General features: G+C 66.8%; 18 protein-coding genes. 12 read left to right on the top strand and 6 right to left on the bottom strand.

The genetic code is table 11. The features are described 5' to 3' along the window. Positions 1 to 10: 10 nt before the first annotated feature. Positions 11 to 1,033, top strand: coding sequence for a protein translocase subunit SecF (secF, locus tag HMPREF9710_RS05770; RefSeq protein ID WP_005664708.1), 1,023 nt, complete (start codon positions 11 to 13; stop codon positions 1,031 to 1,033). Between the two features lie 381 nt (positions 1,034 to 1,414). Here secF and HMPREF9710_RS05775 read toward each other — a convergent pair whose 3' ends face one another. The 5 genes from HMPREF9710_RS05775 to HMPREF9710_RS05795 form a co-directional block, all read right to left on the bottom strand. Then, positions 1,415 to 3,235, bottom strand: coding sequence for a glycoside hydrolase family 15 protein (locus HMPREF9710_RS05775; RefSeq protein ID WP_005664709.1), 1,821 nt, complete (start codon positions 3,233 to 3,235; stop codon positions 1,415 to 1,417). Then, complete coding sequence (locus HMPREF9710_RS05780) at positions 3,228 to 4,025, bottom strand: glucose 1-dehydrogenase (RefSeq protein ID WP_005664711.1); 798 nt, start codon at positions 4,023 to 4,025, stop codon at positions 3,228 to 3,230. The genes HMPREF9710_RS05775 and HMPREF9710_RS05780 overlap by 8 nt, the downstream gene beginning before the upstream one ends. 264 nt (positions 4,026 to 4,289) lie before the next feature. Then, positions 4,290 to 5,123, bottom strand: coding sequence for an HDOD domain-containing protein (locus HMPREF9710_RS05785; protein WP_005664712.1), 834 nt, complete (start codon positions 5,121 to 5,123; stop codon positions 4,290 to 4,292). 88 nt (positions 5,124 to 5,211) lie between these two features. Then, complete coding sequence (locus tag HMPREF9710_RS05790) at positions 5,212 to 5,493, bottom strand: hypothetical protein (RefSeq protein WP_005664713.1); 282 nt, start codon at positions 5,491 to 5,493, stop codon at positions 5,212 to 5,214. Continuing rightward, a complete protein-coding gene (locus HMPREF9710_RS05795; protein WP_229409737.1) occupies positions 5,490 to 5,924 on the bottom strand; it encodes a MarR family winged helix-turn-helix transcriptional regulator in 435 nt (144 codons plus the stop codon). Before HMPREF9710_RS05795 ends, HMPREF9710_RS05790 begins: the two co-directional genes overlap by 4 nt. Positions 5,925 to 6,142: 218 nt before the next feature. On the opposite strand from HMPREF9710_RS05795, the gene HMPREF9710_RS05800 reads away from it, so the two are divergent. From HMPREF9710_RS05800 to HMPREF9710_RS05845, 10 genes are all read left to right on the top strand, one after another. Next, positions 6,143 to 7,081, top strand: a complete 939-nt coding sequence (locus HMPREF9710_RS05800) for a GlxA family transcriptional regulator (protein ID WP_005664717.1) — start codon at positions 6,143 to 6,145, stop codon at positions 7,079 to 7,081. 133 nt (positions 7,082 to 7,214) lie between these two features. After that, positions 7,215 to 8,456, top strand: a complete 1,242-nt coding sequence (locus tag HMPREF9710_RS05805) for an acetylornithine/succinyldiaminopimelate transaminase (RefSeq protein ID WP_005664719.1) — start codon at positions 7,215 to 7,217, stop codon at positions 8,454 to 8,456. Positions 8,457 to 8,571: 115 nt separating this feature from the next. Continuing rightward, positions 8,572 to 9,633, top strand: a complete 1,062-nt coding sequence (locus tag HMPREF9710_RS05810) for an arginine N-succinyltransferase (RefSeq protein ID WP_005664720.1) — start codon at positions 8,572 to 8,574, stop codon at positions 9,631 to 9,633. After that, positions 9,624 to 10,676 carry an arginine N-succinyltransferase gene (gene astA / locus HMPREF9710_RS05815; protein WP_005664722.1) on the top strand — a complete coding sequence of 351 codons (1,053 nt, stop codon included), beginning with the start codon at positions 9,624 to 9,626 and terminating at the stop codon, positions 10,674 to 10,676. Before HMPREF9710_RS05810 ends, astA begins: the two co-directional genes overlap by 10 nt. Next, positions 10,669 to 12,165, top strand: a complete 1,497-nt coding sequence (astD, locus tag HMPREF9710_RS05820) for a succinylglutamate-semialdehyde dehydrogenase (protein WP_005664723.1) — start codon at positions 10,669 to 10,671, stop codon at positions 12,163 to 12,165. The genes astA and astD overlap by 8 nt, the downstream gene beginning before the upstream one ends. 2 nt (positions 12,166 to 12,167) lie before the next feature. Further along, positions 12,168 to 13,508 carry an N-succinylarginine dihydrolase gene (astB, locus tag HMPREF9710_RS05825; protein WP_005664725.1) on the top strand — a complete coding sequence of 447 codons (1,341 nt, stop codon included), beginning with the start codon at positions 12,168 to 12,170 and terminating at the stop codon, positions 13,506 to 13,508. 100 nt (positions 13,509 to 13,608) lie between these two features. Further along, positions 13,609 to 18,300 (top strand): NAD-glutamate dehydrogenase domain-containing protein, encoded by a 4,692-nt coding sequence (locus HMPREF9710_RS05830; RefSeq protein WP_005664727.1) that lies wholly within the window; start codon positions 13,609 to 13,611, stop codon positions 18,298 to 18,300. Between the two features lie 3 nt (positions 18,301 to 18,303). Further along, on the top strand, positions 18,304 to 19,290 hold the full coding sequence (locus tag HMPREF9710_RS05835) for a succinylglutamate desuccinylase (RefSeq protein WP_005664730.1): 987 nt from the start codon (positions 18,304 to 18,306) through the stop codon (positions 19,288 to 19,290). A gap of 101 nt (positions 19,291 to 19,391) precedes the next feature. Beyond that, complete coding sequence (locus tag HMPREF9710_RS05840; RefSeq protein ID WP_005664732.1) at positions 19,392 to 20,504, top strand: NADH:flavin oxidoreductase/NADH oxidase; 1,113 nt, start codon at positions 19,392 to 19,394, stop codon at positions 20,502 to 20,504. A 123-nt stretch (positions 20,505 to 20,627) separates the two neighbouring features. Further along, entirely contained in the window at positions 20,628 to 21,488 is an 861-nt protein-coding gene (locus HMPREF9710_RS05845; RefSeq protein ID WP_005664734.1) for a head GIN domain-containing protein, read from the top strand. On the opposite strand, the gene HMPREF9710_RS05850 is transcribed toward HMPREF9710_RS05845, so the two are convergent. Beyond that, a complete protein-coding gene (locus tag HMPREF9710_RS05850; protein WP_005664736.1) occupies positions 21,489 to 22,679 on the bottom strand; it encodes a globin domain-containing protein in 1,191 nt (396 codons plus the stop codon). A gap of 258 nt (positions 22,680 to 22,937) precedes the next feature. Between HMPREF9710_RS05850 and HMPREF9710_RS05855 the strand changes: the two genes are divergently transcribed. Beyond that, positions 22,938 to 24,419, top strand: coding sequence for an APC family permease (locus HMPREF9710_RS05855; protein ID WP_005664739.1), 1,482 nt, complete (start codon positions 22,938 to 22,940; stop codon positions 24,417 to 24,419).

Raw genomic sequence — 24,419 nt, forward strand, 5'->3', positions numbered from 1 at the left:
CGAGACTGACATGGAATTTTTCAAGATCAAACGGGACATCCCGTTCATGCGCCACGCCCTGATCCTCAATGCGATCTCGGTGCTGACCTTTGTCGCCGCGGTGTTCTTCCTGTTCAGCAAAGGGCTGAACTTCTCGGTGGAATTCACCGGCGGCACGGTGATGGAGCTGCGCTATCCGCATGCGGCCAACCAGGAAAAGATCCGCGACACGCTGCGCGGCATGGGCTATTCGCACCCCGAGGTGGCCAGCTTCGGCACCGCCCAGGACATCATGCTGCGCCTGCCGATCATGGAAGGCACGGAAGCGGCCGGCACCTCGGCGCGCGTCTTCAACGCCATCTGCGCCGCCGACGGCGGTGCGCCGAAGCAGAGCCAGATCACGACCGACAAGGGCGAAGTCGTCAACCACACCAGCTGCGCCAGCGCGTCCGGTGAAGAGCTGATCAGCCTGCAGCGCGTGGAATTCGTCGGTCCGTCGGTCGGCGAAGAACTCGCGCAGAACGGCCTGAATGCGCTGATCATGGTCGTCGTCGGCATCATGATCTACCTGGCAATCCGCTTCGAATGGAAATTCGCCGTCGCCGCCGTGGTCGCCAACCTGCACGACGTGGTCATCATCCTGGGCTTCTTCGCCTTCTTCCAGTGGGAATTCTCGCTGACGGTGCTGGCGGCCACCCTGGCGGTGCTGGGCTACTCGGTCAACGAATCGGTCGTCATCTTCGACCGGATCCGCGAGATGTTCCGCAAGCAGCGCAAGATGTCGACCTCGGAAGTGATCGACCACGCGATCACCAGCACCATCTCGCGCACCATCATCACCCACGGCTCGACCCTGATGATGGTGCTGTCGATGCTGTTCTTCGGCGGCTATGCGCTGCATTACTTCGCGATCGCACTGGCCATCGGCATCTGCTTCGGCATCTATTCGTCGGTGTTCGTGGCGGCGGCGGTGGCCATGTGGCTGGGCGTCAAGCGCGAAGACCTGATCAAGCCGATCAAGGAAAAGGACGAGACCGACGGCGCGGTGGTCTGAACTACCCGCTCCGCATGAAAAATGCCGCCCCGGCCCTGCTGCGGCGGCATTTTGTTTGATGCGGATCCGTTGCGCGGCGAATTTGACAGTGTTGTGTGTGGCAGCGCACGGAGTAGGCTATCGCGCACCCCTATAGTGAACCTGTCTCTTTCAGGACATCCCTAGTTTTGGACTTCACCCGCTTCCGCAACGAGGCGGGTTTTTTTTGCCCGGCGTTTCCAGCCCTGGAAACCGAAATGTAAAAAAGACATGTTAAATGTGAAATGGCGCACCGAGGGTGGGGCGCCGCTCGCATAAGATGGACTCGTCTCTTTCAGGACATCCCTAGTTTTGGACTTTACCCGCACCGGCAACGGCGCGGGTTTTTTTTGTCCGCAGTATCTATAACTGCCAGGGATGCTCGATCTTGCCGTCGAGCGCCGCATCGAGATAGGTCGCGGCGCTGATCAGGGCCAGGTGAGTAAAAGCTTGCGGGAAGTTGCCGAGTAGCTCGGCCTGATTGGTGAATTCCTCCGCATACAGGTGCACGTGGTTGCCGTAGGCGAGCAGCTTTTCCATATTGTTGCGGGCCTGGTCGATGCGGCCGGCGCGCGCCAGGCATTCGACGTACCAGAAGGAGCAGGCCGCGAACGCGCCTTCCTGGCCCTCGAGGCCGTCGTCGCGGTCGTAGCGCAGCACCAGCGCATCGTCGCCGAGCTGGGCCCCGATCGCGTCCAGGGTGGCCAGCCACTGCGGATCGGTCGAGCCGACGAAGCGCACCAGCGGCATCATCAGGAGCGCGCCGTCGAGGTCGCGCGAACCCTTGCTGCGCACGAAGTGGCCGAGCTCCTCGTTCCAGAAGGTGTCCCAGATGTAGCGCGAGATCTCGTTGCGTGCCGCGATCCAGCGTTCGAACGGCGCCCGCAGCGAGCGCTTGCTGGCCAGGCGCACCGCGCGGTCGACCGCCACCCAGCACATGAGTTGGGAATGCAGGTGCTCGCGCGGCGGCTCGCGCCCTTCCCAGATGCCGGCGTCCGGACGCTGCCAGTTCTCGCAGACGAAGTTGACGACTTCGCAGACGCCTACCCAGTCGGCATGCGAAATCGCTTCGCCATATTTATTGCTGAGATAGATCGAATCGAGCAGGGCGCCGAAGATGTCGAGCTGCAGCTGGGATGCGGCGGCATTGCCGATGCGTACCGGCTTGGAGCCGGCGTACCCCGCCAGGTGGTCGAGCTCGATTTCTTCTCCCATCGGGCTGCCGTCCAGCGCATACATGATGCGCAGGTGGGCGTCGGTCGAATCGTGCTTCGGCCGCTCGGCCGACCAGCGCGTGAACGCCTTGGCTTCGTCGACGTAGCCGAGCCGCATCAGCGCGTACACGGTGAACGAGGCGTCGCGGATCCAGGTGGCGCGGTAGTCCCAGTTGCGCGAACCGCCCAGCACCTCGGGCAGGCCGAAGGTCGCGGCCGCGACCATCGAGCCGTGGCGGCACGAGGTCATCAGCTTGAGCACCAGCGCCGAGCGGTTGACCGCCTCGCGCCAGCGGCCTTTATAGGTGGAGCGCCGGGTCCAGTCCTGCCAGCGCCGCACGACCTCGGCCAGCAGGGCGTCGCGCGCGCCGGCATCGAGCGCCGAGTCGCCATCTTCGTCGAGCACGAAATCCATGACGTCGCCGTCGCGCAGCACGATGGAGGCGCCGGCGCCGCCGTCGGTCGCGGTGAATTCGACCGGCGCCGACAGGCGCAGGCGCGGCGCGCCGCTGGCCGCGAACAGCACGTGGTCTTGCCCCACCGTGACTTCGGGCCGCTGGCGCGCGTAGTCGAAGCGCGGCTGGCAATCGACCCGGATGCGGGCTTCGCCGCTGCTGACCCGCACCCGGCGCACCAGGCGCGCCGCGCCATGGCCGAGCTCCCCGGGACCGACCATGAAATCGATGAGTTCGACGTTGCACGTCTCGCCCAGCCACTGGGTCAGCAGCACATTGGTGTCGGGCACATAGGTCTGCACCACGCGCATGTCATCCATCTCGGGCGCGATGGTGAAGTGACCGCCCTGTTCGGGGTCGAGCAGGGCGGCGAAGATGCTGGGGCTGTCGAAGTCGGGCCAGCACAGGAAGTCGACCGTGCCATCGAGCGCCACCAGCGCGATCGTGGCCATATTGCCGATGGCGCCATGCTCGCCGATCGGACGTGGCGGGCGCGTTGCGTTGGGTTCAGCCATTGTCTTCGAACCCTGGATAGAGCGCCATGCCGCCATCCACATAGACCGTGGCGCCGGTCATGTAGTCGGCCAGGTCGGAGGCCATGAACAACGCCAGGCTGGCCACGTCGTCGACCTCGCCGATGCGTCCATACGGTATCAGCTCGAGCAGCTTCTTGCCCGCCTCGCCTTCGGTGGCGTCTTCGTTGATCGGGGTGCGGATGGCGCCGGGCGCGATGCCGTTGACGCGGATGCGTTCCTGCGCCACTTCCTGGGCCAGCGAGCGCATGAACATGCCGATGCCGCCCTTGGACGCGGCATAGTTGACGTGGCCGGCCCAGGGAATCGTCTCGTGGACCGAGCTCATGCACAGGATGACGCCGTTGGCGCGCATGCGGCCGCGGTTGCCCTGCCGGCGAAAGCGTTTCACCGCGGCGCGGGCGCACAGGAACTGGCCGGTCAGGTTGACGTCAAGCACGGCTTTCCATTCGTCCAGCGACATGTCGGCGATGCGCGCATCCTTCTGCATGCCGGCGTTGGCGACCAGGATGTCGAGGCCGCCGAAGGCCTGGTCGGTCTGCGCGAACAGGCGCTCGACGTCGTCCTCGCTGGACACATTGCACTGCACCGCCAGCGCCTGGCCGCCGGCTTCCTTGATCTGGCGTACGACTTCGTCGGCCTTGTCCTGGCTGCTGTTGTAGTTGACCACCACCTTGGCGCCGGCCGCGGCGTAGGCGATGCAGATGGCGCGGCCGATGCCGGAGTCGCCACCGGTCACGAGCGCCACCTGGTCGTTCAGGCTGATTTGCATGGGATGTCCTCCAGAGCGTGATTGCGCCGGACGCGCTCTGCGGTCGCGTCCTGGCTGGACGACCTTAGCAGAAAGCAGGGATGGAACATGCACGCCTGGACGGGCGTCTGGTGCAAGGCAAACGGAATGCGGCGCTTGTTCGATAGTGTGCGTGAACGTACGGAGTGCGCTACGCCGCAAGCATAAGATGGACCTGTCTCTTTCAGGACATCCCTAGTTTTGGACTTGGCCCGCTCCTCACCGAGCGGGCGTTTTTTTGCTCGCTTACAGCAGCGCCGACGTCAGGCTCTTCACTTCCTCGCCCGACTCTTCCAGCACGCCCTTGAGCGTGCCTTCGCCGAACACGAAGTCGATGGTCGCGGCCGCGGCATGGGTGGTGGCGCCAGGCGGCGCGAACAGCGGAGACGGCAGCGGCGACAGGTCGTTGGCCAGCAACAGGGTGTCGCCCAGGGTTTCCGGCGGCAGCGCGCGCATGCCGTCCCACAGCGCTTCGATCGCGCTCATGACCGGCGCCGGGACGCCCAGCTTGTGCAGCACGCCGCGGCCGATGGCCGCTTCGCCATGGTCGAGCCAGGCATCGAGGTTGTCGTCCAGCAGGCCGGGCAGGGCTTCGGCGCGCGACAGCAGATAAAAGCCGCCGACCTCGTGCACGATGCCGGCGAACAGCGCCGTTTCGGGATCGACGAAGGACACGCGGCGCGCGATCACCTGGCTGAGGGCCGCCACGTGGGCCGAGTGGGCCCACAATTGGTCGGCCTTGTGGCGCAGGCCGGGATCGCGGATCTCGCTGGCCAGCTGGCGCACGATCACCGAGGCCGCCAGGGCGCCCAGGGTGCGAAAGCCCACGCGCTGGACCGCCGCGCGCACATTGGTGACGTCGTTGCCGCTGCGGTTATAGGCCACCGAGTTGGCGATCGCGACCGTGCGCGCCGCCAGCAGCGGCTCGGCCTGCACCAGGCGGGCGGCGGCGTCGATATGGCAGTCGGGTTCGCCCAGCGCCCGCTGCAGGGTCAGCGTGGCGTTGACGCTGGTGGGGAAAGCAAGTTCGCCGCGGCTGGCTTCGGCGGCGATGCTGTCGAGTGCGGAGACTTGGTCCATGAAAAAATTATACCCCTAACACAACACCTTGCTTGCAAAAATATTGCCCTACGGTATCGATTTCAATGGAGCCGTGGCATCCAGGTGCTTACTCTTCGCCGAAAATGGCGTCGCAGCCTTCCTTCTGTTCTTCGAGGTTTTCCAGTTCGTCGACCAGGCCGAGGTCGAGCAGTTCCTCGACCGCGTTCATGTAGCTGTTGAGTTTGGTTGCGCCGATGAGGCGATAGATCTCGCCGGCTTCGTTGCGCACGCCGATCAGCATCGGTTCCTCGCGCACTTCGTCCAGTGGGGCGACGTCGAGCAGGATGTTGCCGATGATGTGCTTGTCGAAATGGGCTGGCTTCTTGCCGTCGATGAGAGAGGTTTTCAAGGCGTTTCCTTCAGGTGGAATGGGGAGGGAGTGGGGCTGTCGCCATCGTCGTTGCCGCGGATGCGCGCGCGCAGCAGGCCGAGCGCGTCTTCGAGCGCAGCGAAGTCGGCATCGCTGTAGGCGGTGAACAATTCTTTTCCACGTGCAATCACTTTCGGGAACACATCGCAGAACACCTGGTCGCCGGCAGGCGTCAGGCGCACGAAGAACGATCGCTTGTCGTCGCAGCTGCGCTCGCGCAGCACCAGGCCTTTTTGCTCCAGGCGTTCGATGACGCCGGTCAGGGTGCCCTTGGTGATCAGGGTGCGTTCGCCCAGTTCCTTGTAGCTCATGCCGGTCGTATTGCCCAGCGTGGCGATGATATCGAACTGCGCATGCGTCAACCCGTTCTGGCGCACCGCGTCGCCCGAGACCCGCTCGAAGCCTTGCATGCACTCGGCCAGCAGCCGGACGCTTTTTAGATATCGTTCCCCCATGGGCCGGGATTATAGCCGTCCGCCGCGCCTTCCGTTGCCCGCTACGCAAGATTCTGCAGGAGGCATGGCCGGCTCGAAACGCGCTGGTTGATCTCCGGTATGATAGACGACCATGTTCTTTCATCACGCCCGCCGCGAATTCACTTCCCCAATGGCATCCGTCACCCGCCGCGATGCAGCCTGACCTGTCCCTGCTGGCGCAGGAGCGGCCGCTGCGCATCCTGCTGGTGAACGCCGGCGAGCCCGATGCGCTGACCTGGTCCGGGCTGTACCAGCCGCTGCGGCTGGCGGCCAAGGTGCTGGGGCCGGAGCGCCTGCACGTCGACGTGCGCGGTCCCGATAAATTCATGGGCGATGCCGGGCGCCACTGGCACCTGGTGCTGCTGGTGGCCGACGAGTCCGAGGCGGCCCTGCGCCCGGCCAACCTGCGCGCGCTGATCGAGCGCTGCCGCGCCGCGCCATACTGGGGTGGCGTCGGCGCCGGCGTGCTGTGGCTGGCCGACGCCGGCGTCCTGCATGGCGCCCGCACCGCCTTGCCCTGGGCCCTGTATCCGGACGTGAACGCCCAGGCCGAGCAGGCCCTGCTCACGCCCCACCTGTACGAATTCGACGCCAACCGCCTCACCTGCTGCGGCGGCGCGGCCAGCATCGACTTCGCACTGACCCTGGTCGAGCTGCTGTTCGGCGCCACGGCCCAGGCGCAAGTAAAGGAAACCCTGTGCATCGACCGGGTGCGCGGCCCGGACGAACGCCAGCGGGTGGCGCTGCAGGCCCGCTTCGGCGCCCTGCAGCCGAAGCTGTCCGAGGCGGTGGCGCTGATGGAAGCGAACATCGAAGAGCCGCTCTCGACCGACGAGATCGCCCAGCTGGCCGGCATTTCGCGGCGCCAGCTGGAGCGCCTGTTCAAGCAATACCTGGGCAGCCTGCCGTCGCGCTACTACCTCGAACTGCGCCTGCGCCGCGCGCGTCAGTTGCTGCTCGACACCAATCACTCGATCGTGCAGGTCGGGCTGATGTGCGGCTTTTCTTCCGGATCGCATTTCTCGACGGCATTCGGCGCGCTGTTTGGTAATACACCAAGGGAAGAACGCCAGCGGAAACTTGCTCAATAGTCAAGCAGCGTCAAAAATGAAAATGCCTGTCGCACTTCTAAAAGAAGTTGTCAGGAAGCGTTTCTATAATGGCCCGATCATGCGGTGAACTCACCCCGCACCACCCACACCCATTGGATGAGGAAAAGAAGCCATGAACGCAAAGCTTGATTCGGGTATCGCCACGCTGCCTGTCACCCGGCAGACCTTCGACGAGGTCCTGGTCCCCACCTACGCCCCGGCCGCGATGGTGCCGGTGCGCGCGTCGGGCCTGGACCTGTGGGACCAGGAAGGCAAGCATTACCTCGACTTCACCTCGGGCATCGCCGTCACCGCCCTGGGCCACGCCAATCCGGAAGTGAACGAAGCGCTGACCAGGCAGCTCAACACCCTGTGGCATATCGGCAATGGCTACACCAACGAGCCGGTGCTGCGCCTGGCCTCGGCCCTGATCGACGCCACCTTCGCCGAACGCGCCTTCTTCTGCAACTCGGGCGCCGAAGCCAATGAAGCGGCCCTGAAACTGGCGCGCAAGTACGCGCACGGCAAGTTCGGCCCGCACAAGTCGCGCATCGTGTCCTGCCTGTCGTCGTTCCACGGCCGCACCCTGTTTACCGTCTCGGTCGGCGGCCAGCCGAAGTACACCGAAGGCTTCGAGCCGCTGCCGCAAGACCTCTCCCACATCCCGTACAACGACATCGAGGCGGCGCGCGCCGCCATCACCGACGACGTCGCGGCCGTGATCGTCGAGCCGATCCAGGGCGAAGGCGGCGTCATCCCGGGCAACCCGGACTACCTGAAGGCGCTGCGCGAGTTCTGCGACAAGACCGGCGCGCTGCTGGTGTTCGACGAAGTGCAGTCGGGCATGGGCCGCACCGGCTCGCTGTTCGCCTATGAACAGATGGGCGTGGTGCCGGACGTGCTGACCTCGGCCAAGGCGCTGGGCAACGGCTATCCGATCGGCGCCATGCTGACCACCACCGAGATCGGCCAGTACCTGGCGGTCGGCACCCACGGCACCACCTACGGCGGCAACCCGCTGGCGTCGAGCGTCGGCCTCAAGGTCCTGGAGCTGATCAACCAGCCGGCCTTCCTGGGCCGCGTCAAGGAAGCCAGCGCCAAGGTCATGGCCAATCTGCAGCAGCTGGCGGCGGATTATCCGAACGTGTTCGGCCAGCCGCGCGGCATGGGCCTGCTCATCGGCCTGCCGATGGCCGAAGGCTTCAAGGGCCGCTCGAAGGACTACACCAAGCTGTGCGAGAAGCTGGGCCTGATGCTGCTGATCGCAGGTCCCGACGTCGTGCGCCTGGCGCCGGCGCTGGTGGTGACGGACGAACAGATCGTCGAAGCCGACCGCCTGATGCGCGCGGCGGTGGCGGAATTCGCCGGCGCCTGATCGCCACACCCCGGTCGCGGCCGGCCCGCCCGGAAGGGCGGGGCCGGCTGCGGGCATTGTCCTTACTTACTGTCTTCACTGATTGCCTCCACTTACGTATCACCAGGGAGTACACATGTATGTTGTCCGTCCGGTAGATCGCGCCGATATCGGCGCGCTGGAAGCGATGGCGGCCATCTCGATGCCGGGCGTGCACACGCTCCCGCGCACGCGTGAAGGCATAGTCGCGGCGGTCGAGCGCTCGATCGCCTCGTTCGCGGCCCAGGTCGATATCCCGAGCGAAGAGTCGTACCTGTTCGTGCTGGAAGACCTGCGTTCGCGCGAAGTGGTCGGCACCGCCATCATCCACGCCTCGGCCGGCTCGAACGGCACCTATTTCGCGTTCCGCAACGACGTGATCCAGCAGGTCTCGCGCGACCTGAACATCAGCCACAGCGTGCACGCGCTGACCCTGTGCTCCGAGCTGACCGCCTATTCGCAGCTGTCCGGCTTCTTCCTGCGCCACCGCGACAGCGCCGGCGTCGAGGCCGCGCTGCTGTCGCGCGCGCGCCTGCTGTATGCGATGCTGGCGCCGCACCGCTTCGGCGACCGCTTCTTCGTGCCGCTGGCCGGGCGCCTGGATGCCGACGGCCAGTCGCCGTTCTGGAATGCGCTGGGCCGCAAGTTCTTCAAGATGGATTTCCTCGAGGCCGAGCGCCTGATCGAGGGCGCCCGCAACCGCACCCTGATCGTCGAGCTGATGCCGCACTATCCGGTCTACGTGCCGCTGCTGCCGGGCGACGCCCAGGCGGCGCTGGGCCAGATCCATCCCGGCGGCCAGATGGCCTTCGACCTGCTGGCGCAAGAAGGCTTCGAAGCCGACGAATACATCGACATCTTCGACGGCGGCCCGATCCTGCAGGCGCACAAGAACGCGCTGCGCTCGTTCTGCGCCTCGTACAAGCTGCGCGTGGGCGCGGGGCCTGCTCAGGGGCATGAACCTGCTCCCGATGTGGCGCCTGTCGACTACGCCGTCGCCACCGTCGACAACGGTTTCCGCGCCGTGACCGTGCGCACGGCGCCGATCGAACATGCGCACACCATCGCGCTGCCGCGTGACGTCCAGCAGGCGCTGGGCGTGGCGCCGGGCGACGAAGTGGTGTGCGTGCGCATCCAGGGAGAACCCGCATGCTCGTGATCCGTTCCGCCAAGACCTCCGACCTGGACGCCCTGATCGAGATGGCGCGCCAGGCCGGCAGCGGCATGACGACGCTGAAGCCCGATCCCGAGATGCTGGGCCAGCGCCTGGCCACCTCCGAGGCCTCGTTCGCCCAAACCATCCCGCCCGAGCAGCGCGACTACATGTTCGTGCTCGAGCACACCCAGGACCGCAGCATCGCCGGCGTGTGCGCGATCAAGGGCGCGGTCGGCCTGACCGAGCCGTTTTACAACTACCGCATCGGCACCCTGGTGCACTGCAGCCGCGAGCTGAACGTGTTCACCCGGATGGAGACGCTGTACCTGTCGAACGACCTCACCGGCTCGACCGAACTGTGCTCGCTGTTCCTGCTGCCGCAGTACCGCGCCGGCTTCAACGGCAAGTGGCTGTCCAAGAGCCGCTTCCTGTTCATCGCCCAGTTCCAGCACCTGTTCACCGAAAAGATCATCGCCGAGATGCGCGGCTACCAGGACGAGGCGGGCGACTCGCCGTTCTACGAAGGCCTGGGCCGCCACTTCTTCAAGATGGACTTCAACCACGTCGATGGCCTGACCGCGATCGGCAAGAAGTCCTTCATCGCCGAGCTGATGCCGCGCCAGCCGCTGTACGTCGACTACCTGCCGCAATCGGCGATCGACGTGATCGGCAAGGTGCACACCTCGACCCAGCCGGCGCGCCGCCTGCTGGAGCAGGAAGGCATGCATTACGAGGGCTACGTCGACATCTTCGACGCCGGTCCGGTGCTGCAGGGCCGCGTGTCCGAACTGCGCGCGGTGCGCGACAGCGTGCTGGCGGTGGCGGCCGAAGGGCTGCCGGTCGAAGACCATGACGCTGCCCCGGACACCGAGCACATGCTGGTGTCGAACACCCGCCTCGGCGATTTCCGGATGATCCTGACCCGCGCCGTGCCGGGCGCCACCAGCGTGGTCCTCAAGCCCGAGGAATTGGCCCAGCTGGGCTGCAGCGCGGGCGACAACGTGCGCACCCTGACACTCAATACCAGGAAGACTTCCCATGGCTAATCTCTCGAACTACATCAACGGCGAGTGGCTCGCCGGCAGCGGTCGCGAACTGGCCACCGTCGATCCGTCGACCGGCCGCCAGACCTGGACCAGCAGCGAATCGACGCAGGAAGACGTGGCGCGCGCGGCCCAGGCGGCGCGCGACAGCTTCGAAGCCTGGGCCTTGCGCCCGCTCGAAGAACGCATCTCCATCGCCACCCGTTTTCGCGACCTGCTGAAAGAGAACGCCGAGGAGCTGGCGGCGACCATCGCCGAGGAAGTCGGCAAACCGCTGTGGGAAGCGCGCACCGAGGTTGCGACCATGGCCAACAAGATCGACATTTCTGTCCTTTCTTACAGCGCGCGCACCGGCGAAAGCCTGGCCAAGGTCGCGGACGGCAATGCCGTGCTGCGTCACCGTCCGCACGGCGTGTTCGCCGTGTATGGCCCATACAACTTCCCCGGCCACCTGCCGAACGGCCACATCGTGCCGGCCCTGATCGCCGGGAATACCGTCGTGTTCAAGCCGAGCGAGTATGCGCCGCGCACGGCGGTGAAGACCGTCGCACTGTGGGAGAAGGCCGGCCTGCCGAAGGGCGTGCTGAACCTGGTCAACGGCGGCCGCGAGACCGGCATCGCGCTGGGCCAGGAACCGCTGGTCGATGGCGTGCTGTTCACCGGCAGCAGCCAGACCGGCTCCGCCTTGCATAAACAGTTCGGTGGCCAGCCGGGCAAGATGCTGGCGCTGGAAATGGGCGGCAACAATCCGCTGGTGGTGTGGGATCTCAGTGACAACCCCTTGGATATCGACGCCGCCGTCCACCACACCGTGATGTCGGCCTTCATCTCGGCCGGCCAGCGCTGCACCTGCGCGCGCCGCCTGGTCATCCAGGACAACGAAGCGGGCCAGGCCTTCCTGAAGCGCCTGGTCGACGTCGCGGCGAACCTGCAGGTCGGTCCATCGAATGCCGAGCCGCAGCCATTCATGGGACCGGTGGTCTCGAGCGCCGTCGCGGCGCGCCTGGTGCAGGCGCAGGCCGACATGGCGACGAAAGGTGGAAAAATCCTGCTGCAGATGCGCCAGCTGGACAAGGACGCCGGCTTCGTCACCGCCGGCATCGTCGACACCACCGATGCACAAGGCATCCCCGACGAAGAATGGTTCGGCCCGCTGCTGCAGGTGATCCGCGTGGACGACTTCGACGCAGCCCTGTGCGTGGCCAACGCCACCGAATTCGGCCTGGCTGCCGCGCTGCTGTCGCCGTCGGAAGAACTGTGGAAGCGGTTTGCCGTGCGCGCCAGGGCCGGCATCGTCAACTGGAACCGTCCGACCACGGGCGCGGCCAGCTCGGCGCCGTTCGGCGGCGTCGGCAAGTCGGGCAACCATCGCCCTAGCGCGTATTACGCGGCCGACTACTGCGCCTACCCGGTGGCCTCGATCGAGACGGCCGAACTGGAAATGCCGGCCAAGCTGTCGCCCGGCCTGGCCTTCCCGGCGCAAGGAGCCTGAGCATGCGTGACGCCCGTGAATTCAACTTCGACGGCCTGGTCGGCCCGTCGCACAACTATGCCGGCCTCTCGTTCGGCAACGTCGCCTCGTTCAACAACGTGCGCTCGGCCTCGAACCCGCGCCAGGCCGCGCTGCAGGGCCTGGCCAAGATGCGCGAACTGGCCGCGCGCGGCTTCGCCCAGGCGGTGATGCCGCCGCAGGGCCGTCCGAACTTCCGCTTGCTGCGCAGCCTGGGTTTCTCCGGCACCGACGCCGACGTCCTGGCGCGCGCCTACCGCGAAGCGCCCGTGATCCTGGCCTGCGCCTGGTCGGCCGCGCCGATGTGGACCGCGAACGCCGGCACCGTCAGCCCGTCGGCCGACTCGCTCGACGGCCGCGTGCACTTTACCGCAGCGAACCTGAACAACAAGCTGCACCGCTCCGAAGAGCACCTGCAGGCGACCCGCACGCTGCGCGCGATCTTCGCCGACAGCAATCGTTTCGTGGTGCACGACACCCTGCCGTCGGTGCCGGCCTTCGCCGACGAGGGCGCCGCCAACCACACGCGCTTCGCCGCCAGCCATGGCGCCGCCGGCGTCGAATTCTTCGTCTATGGCCGCGTGGAGTTCGACCCGTCGGCCCCGGCCCCCAGGAAATACCCGGCGCGCCAGACGCTCGAAGCGTCGCAAGCGATCGCGCGCCTGCACGGCCTGGACCCGGCGCGCACCGTGTTCGCCGCCCAGAATCCGGACGTGATCGACCAGGGCGTGTTCCACAACGACGTGATTTCGGTCGGCAACGGCAACGTGCTGTTCTATCACGAGCAGGCGTTTGCCGACGAAGAGGGCGCCCTGGACGCGCTGCGCCGCGCCCTGGCCGGCGTCGATACCGAGCTGCAGGCGGTGCGCGTGGCGAGCGGCCAGGTGCCGGTGGCCGATGCCGTGGCCAGCTACCTGTTCAACAGCCAGCTGCTGTCCAAGCCGGACGGCCGCATGGCGCTGGTGGTGCCGCACGAGTGCCGCGAGAACCCGGCCGTGGCCAACTACCTGGCCGGCCTGGTCGCCAGCGGCGGCCCGATCGACGAGCTGGTCGAATTCGACCTGCGCCAGAGCATGCGCAATGGCGGCGGACCGGCCTGCCTGCGCCTGCGCGTGGTGCTGACCGACGAAGAAGCCGCCGCCATGCACCAGGGCGTGATCATGACCGAGGCGCTGTATGCGCGGCTGGTGGCCTGGGTCGAGCAACATTACCGCGACCGCATCGAGCCGAAGGACCTGGCCGATCCGCAGCTGGCCATCGAATGCGCGACGGCGCTGGAAGAACTTACCCGCATCCTTGGATTGCCGGGGCTGTACGATTGGTAACGATGTAGTATTCGGGCGGGAGATCCCTGCCCTAGATAAGCAGGGCAGCGCTGGGCCACGAGCTTGCGGCGCACCAGGCACACAACTTTGGAGAAGCAAGATGAAAGACATGCCCAACGATCTGCGCAACCAGACGCTCGCGCTGGTCAACGCCAACCAGTCCGCCGACAGCGCCCAGGTCAATGCCCTGACCGCCGCCTGGATCGGATCGCTCGACGACGAAGACCTGGCCGGCACCGCGCCGCAAAGCCTGGCGCCGGTGCTGGTGGAAGGGTTCTCGCAACTGGCCCAGCGCAGCGGCCCCGGCGCCCAGATCGCCACCATGCGCTATTCGGACGGCCGCGGCGGCATCGCCACCGCACTCTTGATTCTGAACGACGACCGCCCCTACCTGGTCGACTCCTTCGTGATGGCCCTGCGCCGCGAACGCCTGACCGCCGCCGGCGTGATGAACGCCGTGCTGCCGGTGCGCCGCGACGGGCAGGGCGTGGTGGTCGCGGTCGGCGAAGCCGGCAGCCCGCTGGAATCGATCGTCCTGTGCCTGCTGAATGATGAACTGCAGTTCGAAGAACTGGACAAGCTGACCGCGCGCCTGCGCATGGTCGCCAACGACGCCGCCACCGTGCAGCGCGACGCCGTCGCCATGGGCGACCGCATGACCGCCGTGGCCGCCGCCGCCGCTGCCGCCGGCACCCCGGAAGGCCAGGAAGTCGCGGCCTTCCTCGAGTGGGCCAAGAACGAAGGCTACGAGCCGTTCGGCTACGCCTACTACGTCGTCAAGCCGGGCGCGCGCGAACTCGAACGCGACATCCCGAGCCGTATCGGCGTGCTGAAGGATACCGCGCACCCGGTCTACGGCACCTGCCTGGCCAGCATTCCGGGCGACTTCGAAACCCTGTCGCTGCGCGCCGAGAACCTGTCGATCGTCAAGGCCGACGTGGCCGGCACCCTGCACCGCGACGCGCCGCTGGACTTCATCGGCGTGCGCGACCTGGATGCGCAAGGCAAGATCCTGGGCGAGCACTGCTTCATCGGCCTGTTCACCCGCGCCGCCACCTCGACTCCGCTGGCGCGCCTGCCGTTCGCGCGCGGCCGCGTGGCGCGCGTGCTGTCGATCGCCGGCGTGCGCCAGGAGGGCTTCCGCGCCGAGAAATTCATCGAGATCCTCGAATCGCTGCCGCGCACCGAAGCGCTGGAAGCCGAGCCGGAATGGCTGGCCGAAGTCTGCAGCGCCGTGGTCTCGCTGTACAAGCAGCCGCGCGCGAAGGTGTTCGCGCGCCGCGACGTCTACCAGCGCCACCTGAACGTGCTGGTCTACCTGCCGCGCGAGCGCTTTTCCGCCGCGGTGGCCGCCAGCCTGGCCGGCGCCCTGAAGGAAAGCTCGGGCGCGCGCGACGTCGACGTCCAGACCCTGGTGGCCGACGGTCCGCTGGCGCGCGTCTACCTGATCGCGCACGCCGCGCGCTATCCGCTCGACCTGGAAAGCGATATCCAGCGTCCGCTGCTGGGCGTGCTCGATGGCTGGCACGACCGCTTCGCCGAGTTGATCAACTCGGTCGACGAAAGCCGCCAGCGCAGCCTGATGCGCAAGATCGTGCCGACCCTGCCGGTCAACTTCGTCACCGCGACCGCGCCCGAAACCGCGTTCCGCGACGTGCATGCGCTGCTCACCAAATGCCGTCCGGACCGCGTGACCGCGCGCATCGAGAACGATGACGCCGCCGGCGCCTCGATCCGCCTGTATTCGAGCGAGACCGTGCCGTCGCTGTCGCGCATCCTGCCGGCGCTGCAGAACGCCGGCATCGCGGTCGACCGCGAGCAGACCTACCGCCACACCGGCCTGGACGGCGTGCGCCGCTACGTGACCGCGCTGACGGTCGACGCCGAGAGCGCCGCCAAGCTGGCCAAGCCGGGCATCGCCCACGTGGCCGAAGAGCTGTTTTCCGCCCTGTTCAACGACGAGGCCGAAGACGGCCGCATGAACGGCCTGACCATCGAAGGCGGCCTGGCGCTGCGCGAAGTGCAGCTGGTGCGCGCCTACATCAGCTACTGGCGCCAGCTGGGCTCGAAATTCTCGGTGCGCTACATGGCCGAGACCCTGCGCACCCAGCCGGCCCTGGTGAAGGAATTCGTCGCCGGCTTCATCCAGCGCTTCGACCCGGCCCTGAGCATTGAAGAGCGCAACGAAGGCAGCAGCAAGCTGACCACCCTCAAGACCGGCCTGCCGAGCGTGAACCATGCCGACACCGAAGAGATCATGGGGGCCCTGGTCGACCTGGCACTGGCCACCGTGCGCACCAACTACTTCCAGAACAGCGGCGAGAAGATCATCTTCAAGGTCGACACCAGCAACCTGGCGCTGGCGCCGGAGCCGCGTCCCTACCGCGAAATCTACGTGTTCTCGCGCCGCTTCGAAGGCGTGCACCTGCGCGGCGGCCCGGTCGCCCGCGGCGGCCTGCGCTGGTCTGACCGCATGGAAGACTACCGCACCGAGGTGCTGGGCCTGGTGAAGGCGCAGATGGTCAAGAACGCCGTCATCGTGCCGGCCGGCTCGAAGGGCGGCTTCGTGTGCAAGCAGATGCCGGCCGGCGCTCCGCGCGAGGTGGTGGCGGCCGAGGGCGAGGCAGTCTATCGCCTGTTCATCGCCAGCCTGCTGGAAGTGACCGACAACCGCGTGCAGGGCGAGATCGTTCCGCCTGCTGCGACCGCGCGCCATGACGGCGACGATCCTTACCTGGTGGTGGCGGCCGACAAGGGCACCGCGACCTTCTCCGACATCGCCAACAGCATCGCGGTGGAGCGCGGCTTCTGGCTGGGCGACGCCTTCGCATCGGGCGGCTCGAACGGCTACGACCACAAGAAGATGGGCATCACCGCCAAGGGCGCGTTCGAAGCGGTCAAGCGCCACTTCTACGAACTGGGCCACGACCTGGCCAACAACCCGATCACCGTGACCGGCGTCGGCGACATGTCGGGCGACGTGTTCGGCAACGGCGTGCTGCTGTCGCGCCAGCTGAAGCTGGTGGCGGCCTTCGACCATCGCCACATCTTCCTCGATCCGACCCCGGACGTGGCGGTGTCGTTCAAGGAGCGCGAGCGCATGTTCGCGCTGCCGCGCTCGTCGTGGGAAGACTACGACAAGAACCTGATCTCGGCTGGCGGCGGCGTGTACCCGCGCAATGCCCGCTCGATCGAGCTGTCGCCGCAGATCCGCGAAGTGCTGGGCATCGAGGAGACCTCGCTGCCGCCTCAGGAACTGATGCACCGCATCGTCAAGGCGCCGGTCGACCTGTTCTACAACGGCGGCATCGGCACCTATATCAAGGCCTCGACCGAAACCCACGCGCAAGTCAAGGACCGCGCCAACGATCAGATCCGTGTCAACGGCAATGAACTGCGCTGCAAGGTGGTGGCCGAGGGCGGCAACCTGGGCGCGACCCAGGCCGGCCGCATCGAGTTCGCGCTCGCCGGTGGCCGCATCTTCACCGATGCGATCGACAACTCGGCCGGCGTGGATTGCTCGGACCACGAAGTCAACGTCAAGATCTGGCTCGACACCGAAGTCAACGCCGGCAAGCTGCCGGAAAGCGACCGCAACCGCATCCTGAACGAGATGACGGGCGAGATCGAGCGCCTGGTCTTGCGCGACAATACGCTGCAGACCCATTTGCTGACCCGCGAAGTGCAGGCGCAGGCCAATAGCGCGGTGGTCGACGGCTACATGGCCCTGATCGGCAACCTGGAAGCCGAAGGCGCGGTCTCGCGCGAGCTGGAGCAGCTGCCAACGGACGTCGAACTGCAGCGCCGCAAGTCGCTGGGCCTGGGACTGACGGCGCCGGAGCTGGCGGTGGTGATCGCCAACGTCAAGAACCGCTTCAAGCGCACGCTGGCGGCGCTGCCGCTGACCGATGAAGTGTGGGCCGACTCGCTGCTGCGTCCCTACTTCCCGGCCCAGCTGGTGGCGACCCGCGATCCGCTGGACCATCCGCTGGCCAACACCATCCTGGCCACCGTGCTGGCCAACGAGGCGGTCAACCGCTGCGGCCCGTTGATGCTGCGCGACCTGGCGCTGGAACACCGCATCGACGAGACCGAAGTGGTCAAGGCCTGGGCGCGCGCCTGGGCGGCGCTGCACCTGGCGCCGGTATTCGAGGCGCTCGACCATGACGCCCTGGTGGTGCCGCGCGACGTCTCGGTCGCGGTCGACAACCGCAGCCGCGCCATGCTGCGCGCCGTGGTCGAAGGCGTGCTGTCGCTGCCGGCCAATTCGGAAGGCCTGAAGGAACTGTCGACCCTGTTCGCCGAGGCCGATGGGAGCCAGGCGCCGCAGATCCGTTCGGAGGCCGACGGCCACACCGGCCTGCCGGTGCCGTTCGCGGCGGCCTGGAAGGCGGTCGAGATCATCGAATCGCAGGCCTCGTTCCTGTTCGCCGCCGTGTCGGTGCAGCGCCCTGGCGGCATGACCCTGCTGCAGTTCCTGCAGATCGGCACCGTGCTGCGCCAGAAGGTCGGCATCGATACGCTGGAACTGGGCCTGAAGCTGCCGGCGCAGAGCAAGTCGCAGGAACAGCTGCGCAACTATGCGCTGCAGTCGCTGCGCCGCGCCCAGCAGCGCCTGCTGCTGCAGGTGATCGAGCGTGCGGGCCAGGATGGCAATATGGAAGCGGCGGTCGAGGAAGTGATGGCCGCGCGCGGCCTGACCGGCTTCGCCCAGCCGGCCGACCTGGAGCAGGCGATGCTGGACGTGTGGGCCTTGTCCGAAGGCCTGAGTCCGGAACGTCTGGCGGCCTGAATCGTGAGCGCATTGCCTGAAGCAGTGCGCGCGCTGGCCGAGGCGGATTTCGCCTCGGTCGCGCAGCGCTTCGAAAGCGCCGGCTTTGCGGTCGCGCAGCCGGCGTCCGGCGTGCTGACCGTCAAGGCGGCGACGCCGGATGCCGGCCGTCCCAGCGTGCTGGTGTCGGTGGGCGTGCATGGCGACGAGACCGGGCCGATCGAGATGGTCGCCTGGCTGGTCGAGGCGCTGTCGCGCACGCCGGAAGCGCTGGCGGTGGACCTGATGCTGTGCGTCGGGAACATCGATGCCATCCGGTTGGCCAAGCGCTTCGTCGATGCGGACCTGAACCGCATGTTCCGTGCCGAGCGCGGTGCGCTGGCCGGGACCTTCGAGGCCGGCCGCGCCGACGTGCTGATCGACGTCACGCGCGCCTTCTTCGAAGGCAGCGGACCGCAACGCTGGCATCTCGACCTGCACACGGCGATCCGGCCTTCGCACTATCCGATGTTCGCGATCGTGCCCGAGCTGATCGCAGACCGGGCCCGCGAAAGCCTGATCGCATGGATGGGCGAGGCCGGGATCCAGGCCATCATCATGAATCCGGCTTCCGCCGGCACCTACAGCTACTTCACGTCCGAGCACCTCGGCGCGGCCGGCACCACGGTCGAGCTGGGGCGGGTCGGCACGCTGGGACAGAACGACCTGTCGCAGTTCGCCGATGCGGCCAAGGCGCTGGAGCGCCTGCTGCGCGGGCAGCCTGCCGGTGAAGCGAAGGCGGCGCCGCACGTGTTCGCGACGGCGCGCTCGATCATGAAGCTGTCCGATGCGTTCAGCATGCGCGTGGGCCGCGAGACCTGGAACTTCACGCCGATGAAACGTGGGGAGGTGATCGCGCTGGATGGCGACACGGTCTATACGGTCGAGCATGACGAGGAACTGGTCGTGTTCCCCAACCCCGACGTGCGAGTAGGACTGCGCGCCGGGATCATGGTGGTGCGCATTCACTGAAGCGCAGTGCACAGAAGAGCGGGCCGCGGCTCGCTCTCTTGCCTTCTGCACGAATCCTTCCGGCGGGCTAGACTGGACCTCCTTGAAAAGCAGGAGGCACCATGAGCAAGCTGTTCTCTCCCTATTCCCTGGGCACTCTCGAGCTGTCCAACCGCATCGCCATCGCCCCGATGTGCCAGTACTCGGCCGTCGACGGCCTGCCCACCGACTGGCACATGATCCACCTCGGCAACCTGGCCCTGTCCGGCGCCGCGCTCCTGATCATCGAAGCCACCGCCGTCACCCCAGAAGGCCGCATCTCTCCGGACGACCTGGGCCTGTGGTCCGATGATCACGCCACCGCGTTGGCGCCGGTGATCGCCGCGATCCGCCGCCATTCCCCGATCAAGGTCGCGGTCCAGCTGGCCCACGCCGGGCGCAAGGCGTCGAGCGAAGTGCCATGGGAAGGCGGCGCCAACATCCCGCCCGACCAGCCGCGCGGCTGGCAGACGGAGGCCCCGTCCGCGGCGCCGCATGCCGACGGCGAGACCGTGCCGCTGGCGCTGGACGCCGACGGCCTGGTGCGGGTGAAGGACGCCTTCGTGGCCGCCGCCCGCCGCGCCCAGGCGCTAGGCCTGGACGCGATCGAGCTGCATGGCGCCCACGGCTACCTGCTGCACCAGTTCCTGTCGCCGCTGGCCAACCACCGTGACGACGCGTATGGCGGCTCGCTGGAGAACCGCATGCGCTACCCGCTCGAGGTGCTGGCCGCCGTGCGCGGGGCGGTGCCGGGGATGACGGTGGGGATGCGCATCTCGGCCACCGACTGGGTCGAGGGCGGCTGGGACCTGGAGCAGAGCGTGCGCTTCGCCCACGCATTGAAGGCCCAGGGCTGCGACTTCATCCACGTCTCGACCGGCGGCGTCTCGCCCCTCCAGCAGATCCCGCTGGGGCCGGGCTACCAGATCGAATTCGCCGAACGCATCAAGCGCGAGACCGGCTTGCCGACCATCGGCGTGGGCCTGATCACCGAGGCGCGCCAGGCCGAGGACATGCTGCAGCGCGACCAGGCCGACGTCATCGGCCTGGCGCGCGCCATGCTGTACGACCCGCGCTGGCCGTGGCATGCGGCGGCCGAGCTGGGCGACCAGGTGTTCGCGCCGCCGCAGTACTGGCGTTCGCAGCCGCGCGAGCACAAGGAACTGTTCGGCGATACGCGGCTGCGCCAGCGCTGATCCGTTCGCGCCGTTTTTTTGCAGTCCAGCGCGGCTTTATCGCAGTTCGTCGCATGCAGATGGCGACGGGGCAGGGGGCTTGCTAGAGTGCCATCACTCGAACAACAACCTGATTGGACTGCCATGCGTACCCTTATCGCCCTTGCCTCCCTTGCAGCGCTCACCGGCTGCGCCATCATCGTCGCTCCGGGCGACGGCGAGACCCGCGTGCATACCGCGTGGAGCAGCGATGCGAAGGAAGGCAACGGCGTCGCCGCGCGCGACCAGCGCGCGATTGGCGCACTGCCGGCCATCAGCGTGAGCGGCTCGCTGCCGGTCGAGGTACGTGTCGGCCCGGCGCCGTCGCTGGTGGTCGAGGCGGATAGCAACCTGCTGCCGCTGATCCGCACCGAGACCGAGGGCGACACCCTGCGCATCTATTCCGAAAAAAGCCTGCGCAGCAAGACTCCGTTGCGCATCGTGTACACCGTGCCGCGTCTTTCCGAGGTGCGCGCTTCCGGCGCGACCCGCGTCGAAGTGAGCGATCTGGCTGGAACGCCGCTCGACGTACGCAAGAGCGGTTCGTCCGAAGTGCGCCTGAGCGGCAAGGTCGGCAACCTGAATGCGCGCTCCAGCGGCTCGGGCCTGCTCGACGCGAGCCGGCTGCAGAGCGACGGCATCGACGCGACCCTGTCGGGATCGAGCCGCATGCGCCTGGGGCAGGTAAAGGGGGATCATGCGCGCCTGGATCTGAGCGGATCGAGCTCGCTTGACGCCAGCGGCGCGGTGCGCTCGCTGAGCGCCCGCGTGAGCGGCTCGGCCAGCGTCGACCTGGCCGACCTGAAAACCGAGGACGCCGACCTCGGCGCCAGCGGTTCGGGTGGCATCCGCGCCACGGTGAAACAGTCGCTGTTCGCCCGCACCTCGGGCTCGGGCGGCATCCGCGTGTATGGCCACCCGGCCCAGCGCAGCATCACCGGCGACCGGGTGCACCTGCTGGATTGATCAGATCAGGTTGTCCAGCAGGTCCGGGCCGAACACTTCGCGGTGCAGGCGTTCGGCCGGGGCGCCGTCTTCCAGCAGCGCATTCCACTGCGCCTGCATGAACGGCAGCGGGCCGCACATATAGACATTGGTCTCGCTGCGCGGCCACGCCGGCAGGCGCGCCAGGTCCATGAAGCCGGGCAGGGTGCCGGGAGCGTCGCCCTCTTCATGGAAGGTCACCACTTCCAGGTTCGGCATGCGCGCCCGGGCCGCCGCGACGTCGGCCTGGTGCGGATGGTGTGCGGCGCAGCGCGCGGCGTGCGCGAAGATCACGCGGCGCTGCGGATTGACCAGGGCGATGCGGTTCAGCGCGCCGATCATCGGCGTGATGCCCACGCCGGCCGACAGCAGCACCACCGGCTCGTCTGACTCGGTATCCGGCAGGAAGTCGCCGAAGGGATGGCTCACCTGCAGGATGTCGCCCGCTTCCACGTTCCGGTGCAGCCAGTTCGACACGGCGCCGGCTGGAATGTCGGCCTTGCCTTCCTCGCGCTTGACCGAGATGCGCATCGAATCGACGCCATGCGCATCCGACAGGCTGTACTGGCGCAGCTGACGGAACCCGTCGTCGAAGATCGCTTCCACGCTCACGTACTGGCCGGCCTTGAACGGCGGCAGCGGCTCACCATCCTGCGGCACGAAGCGGATCGACAGCACGTTCTCGCTTTCGCGTACCACTTCCGTCACGCGCATCGGACGCAGATGGCCAGGCTCGATGCCGGCGTCGGCATACATTCTGGCTTCGGCGTCGATGAAGACCTTGGCCAGCGAGCCATAGGCTTCTTCCCAGGCTTTCATCAACGGTTCGACGGCGGCGTCGCCCAGGGTCGACTTGATCGCGCCCAGCAGATGGAAGCCGACGATCGGGTACTTGTCGGCGGTCAGGCCGACCGAGACGTGCTTGTGCACGATGCGGCTGACCACCGGGCCGAGGGCGGCCGCGTTGTCGATGTTGGCGGCATAGGCGAACAGCGCCGAGGCGAGCGACTGCTGCTGCACGCCGCTGGCCTGGTTACCCATATTGAACAGCTGGCGCAGTTCCGGGTGGGCCTTGAACATACTGGCGTAGAAGGTGGTCGTGATGGCAGGACCGTGCTGGCGCAGGACGGGAACCGAAGCGTCGATATAGGGGCGGGAAGCGGCGGAAATCATGGAAGTTCCTTAATAGATGCAATTTAAACGCATGTTTGAAGGCTGAAAAAAGCCCGCCTGTGGGTCTTCGCGTGCGGGCAACGGCAAGTCGACGGAAGAATTCTATCAAAGATGCTCTGCAAATGCAGCTTATTTAAACTCCTTGTTTAAACTAATTATTGCGAGGGAGGCGGACTCACCTATAATCGCAACTTCGTTTTTGAGACTGTTGAGCTGCGGCCGTCGCCGCGATCACTACCGCGCATCGAAGGACTCGCCGTGAACCAGACCCTGGGCCAGAAGCTGTTACGTACCAAATCGGCAGCACGCCATCACGAGGAAACCGCCAGCGTCGGCGTCGCCGGCGCCGTGCCCGGCCTGCATCGTTCGCTCGGCCTGTTCCCCCTGACCATGATCGGCGTCGGCGCCACGATCGGCACCGGCATCTTCTTCACGATGGTCGAAGCGGTGCCGAAGGCCGGCCCTGCGGTCGTGCTGTCGTTCCTGCTGGCGGCGCTGACCGCCGGCCTGACCGCGCTGTGCTACGCCGAACTGGCCGGCCGCGTGCCGGCCTCGGGCTCCTCGTATTCCTTCGCCTACGCCACCGTCGGCGAATTCGCGGCCTTCATCGTCGCCGCCTGCCTGCTGCTCGAATACGGGCTGGCGGCCAGCGCGACCTCGATCGGCTGGTCCGACTACCTGAACAACTTCTTGATGAACGCGTTCGGCTGGCAGATACCGGAGCAACTGCGCTCGCCGATGTTCGTCTCGGACCACCATAACGTGACCTTCCATCCGGGGAACATCAACCTGCCGCCGATCCTCCTGGTGATCATGTGCGGCTTCCTGCTGGTGCGCGGCGCCAGGGAGTCGGCCACCACCAACGCCATCATGGTGATCATCAAGCTGGCGATCCTGGTGTTCTTCGCCGCGATCGCCTTCACCGGATTCGACGCCAACAACTTCCAGCCCTTCTTCAATATGAACGAGGCCTCGGGCTATGCCGGCATGGCCGGCGTGACCGCCGCCGCCGGCACCGTGTTCTTCTCCTTCATCGGCCTGGACACCATCGCCACCGCCGGCGAAGAAGTGAAGGACCCGCGCCGCAACGTGCCGATCGGGATCCTGGCCGCGCTGATCATCGTGACCGTGTTCTACATGCTGGTCGCGGTGGCCGCCATGGGCGCCCAGCCGGCCCATATGTTCGAAGGCCAGCAGGCCGGCCTGTCGGTGATCCTGCAGAACGTGACCGGCCAGGCCTGGCCGGCGCTGGTGCTGTCGGCCGGCGCCGTGGTCTCGGTGTTCTCGGTGACCCTGGTGACGATCTACGGCCAGACCCGCATCCTGTACGCGATCAGCCGCGACGGCCTGATCCCGCAAGTGTTCCAGAAGGTGAGCGCGCGCACCCAGGCGCCGGTGAAGAACACCATCATCGTGTGCGTGGTGGTGGGCCTGGTGGCTGGCAGCGTCGACTCCACCTTCCTGTGGGATATGGTGAGCATGGGCACCCTGACCGCCTTCATGGTGGTCTCGATCGCGGTGCCGGTGATCCGCAAGCGCCAGGGCGCGGACGCGCCGCCGGGCTTCCGCGTGCCGTTCGGCCCCTACGTGATCCCGGGCCTGTCGGTGCTGGCCTGCCTGTACATCATGAAAGACCTGTCGCCCGCAACCTTCCGGGTGTTCTTCATCTGGATGGCAGTGGCGGTCGTGGCCTATTTCGGATACGGCATGCGCAACAGCCGCCTGAACAAGGCAAAGTAG

The sequence above is a fragment of the Massilia timonae CCUG 45783 genome (assembly GCF_000315425.1).
Lineage (GTDB): Bacteria > Pseudomonadota > Gammaproteobacteria > Burkholderiales > Burkholderiaceae_D > Telluria > Telluria timonae.

Bases quoted from the DNA above. Each gene is read 5' to 3' on its own strand.
- secF (WP_005664708.1), top strand. From the start codon at position 11: ATGGAATTTTTCAAGATCAAACGGGACATCCCGTTCATGCGCCACGCC.
- HMPREF9710_RS05775 (WP_005664709.1), bottom strand. From the start codon at position 3,235: ATGGCTGAACCCAACGCAACGCGCCCGCCACGTCCGATCGGCGAGCAT.
- HMPREF9710_RS05780 (WP_005664711.1), bottom strand. From the start codon at position 4,025: ATGCAAATCAGCCTGAACGACCAGGTGGCGCTCGTGACCGGTGGCGAC.
- HMPREF9710_RS05785 (WP_005664712.1), bottom strand. From the start codon at position 5,123: ATGGACCAAGTCTCCGCACTCGACAGCATCGCCGCCGAAGCCAGCCGC.
- HMPREF9710_RS05795 (WP_229409737.1), bottom strand. From the start codon at position 5,924: ATGCAAGGCTTCGAGCGGGTCTCGGGCGACGCGGTGCGCCAGAACGGG.
- HMPREF9710_RS05800 (WP_005664717.1), top strand. From the start codon at position 6,143: ATGCAGCCTGACCTGTCCCTGCTGGCGCAGGAGCGGCCGCTGCGCATC.
- HMPREF9710_RS05805 (WP_005664719.1), top strand. From the start codon at position 7,215: ATGAACGCAAAGCTTGATTCGGGTATCGCCACGCTGCCTGTCACCCGG.
- HMPREF9710_RS05810 (WP_005664720.1), top strand. From the start codon at position 8,572: ATGTATGTTGTCCGTCCGGTAGATCGCGCCGATATCGGCGCGCTGGAA.
- astA (WP_005664722.1), top strand. From the start codon at position 9,624: ATGCTCGTGATCCGTTCCGCCAAGACCTCCGACCTGGACGCCCTGATC.
- astD (WP_005664723.1), top strand. From the start codon at position 10,669: ATGGCTAATCTCTCGAACTACATCAACGGCGAGTGGCTCGCCGGCAGC.
- astB (WP_005664725.1), top strand. From the start codon at position 12,168: ATGCGTGACGCCCGTGAATTCAACTTCGACGGCCTGGTCGGCCCGTCG.
- HMPREF9710_RS05830 (WP_005664727.1), top strand. From the start codon at position 13,609: ATGAAAGACATGCCCAACGATCTGCGCAACCAGACGCTCGCGCTGGTC.
- HMPREF9710_RS05840 (WP_005664732.1), top strand. From the start codon at position 19,392: ATGAGCAAGCTGTTCTCTCCCTATTCCCTGGGCACTCTCGAGCTGTCC.
- HMPREF9710_RS05845 (WP_005664734.1), top strand. From the start codon at position 20,628: ATGCGTACCCTTATCGCCCTTGCCTCCCTTGCAGCGCTCACCGGCTGC.
- HMPREF9710_RS05850 (WP_005664736.1), bottom strand. From the start codon at position 22,679: ATGATTTCCGCCGCTTCCCGCCCCTATATCGACGCTTCGGTTCCCGTC.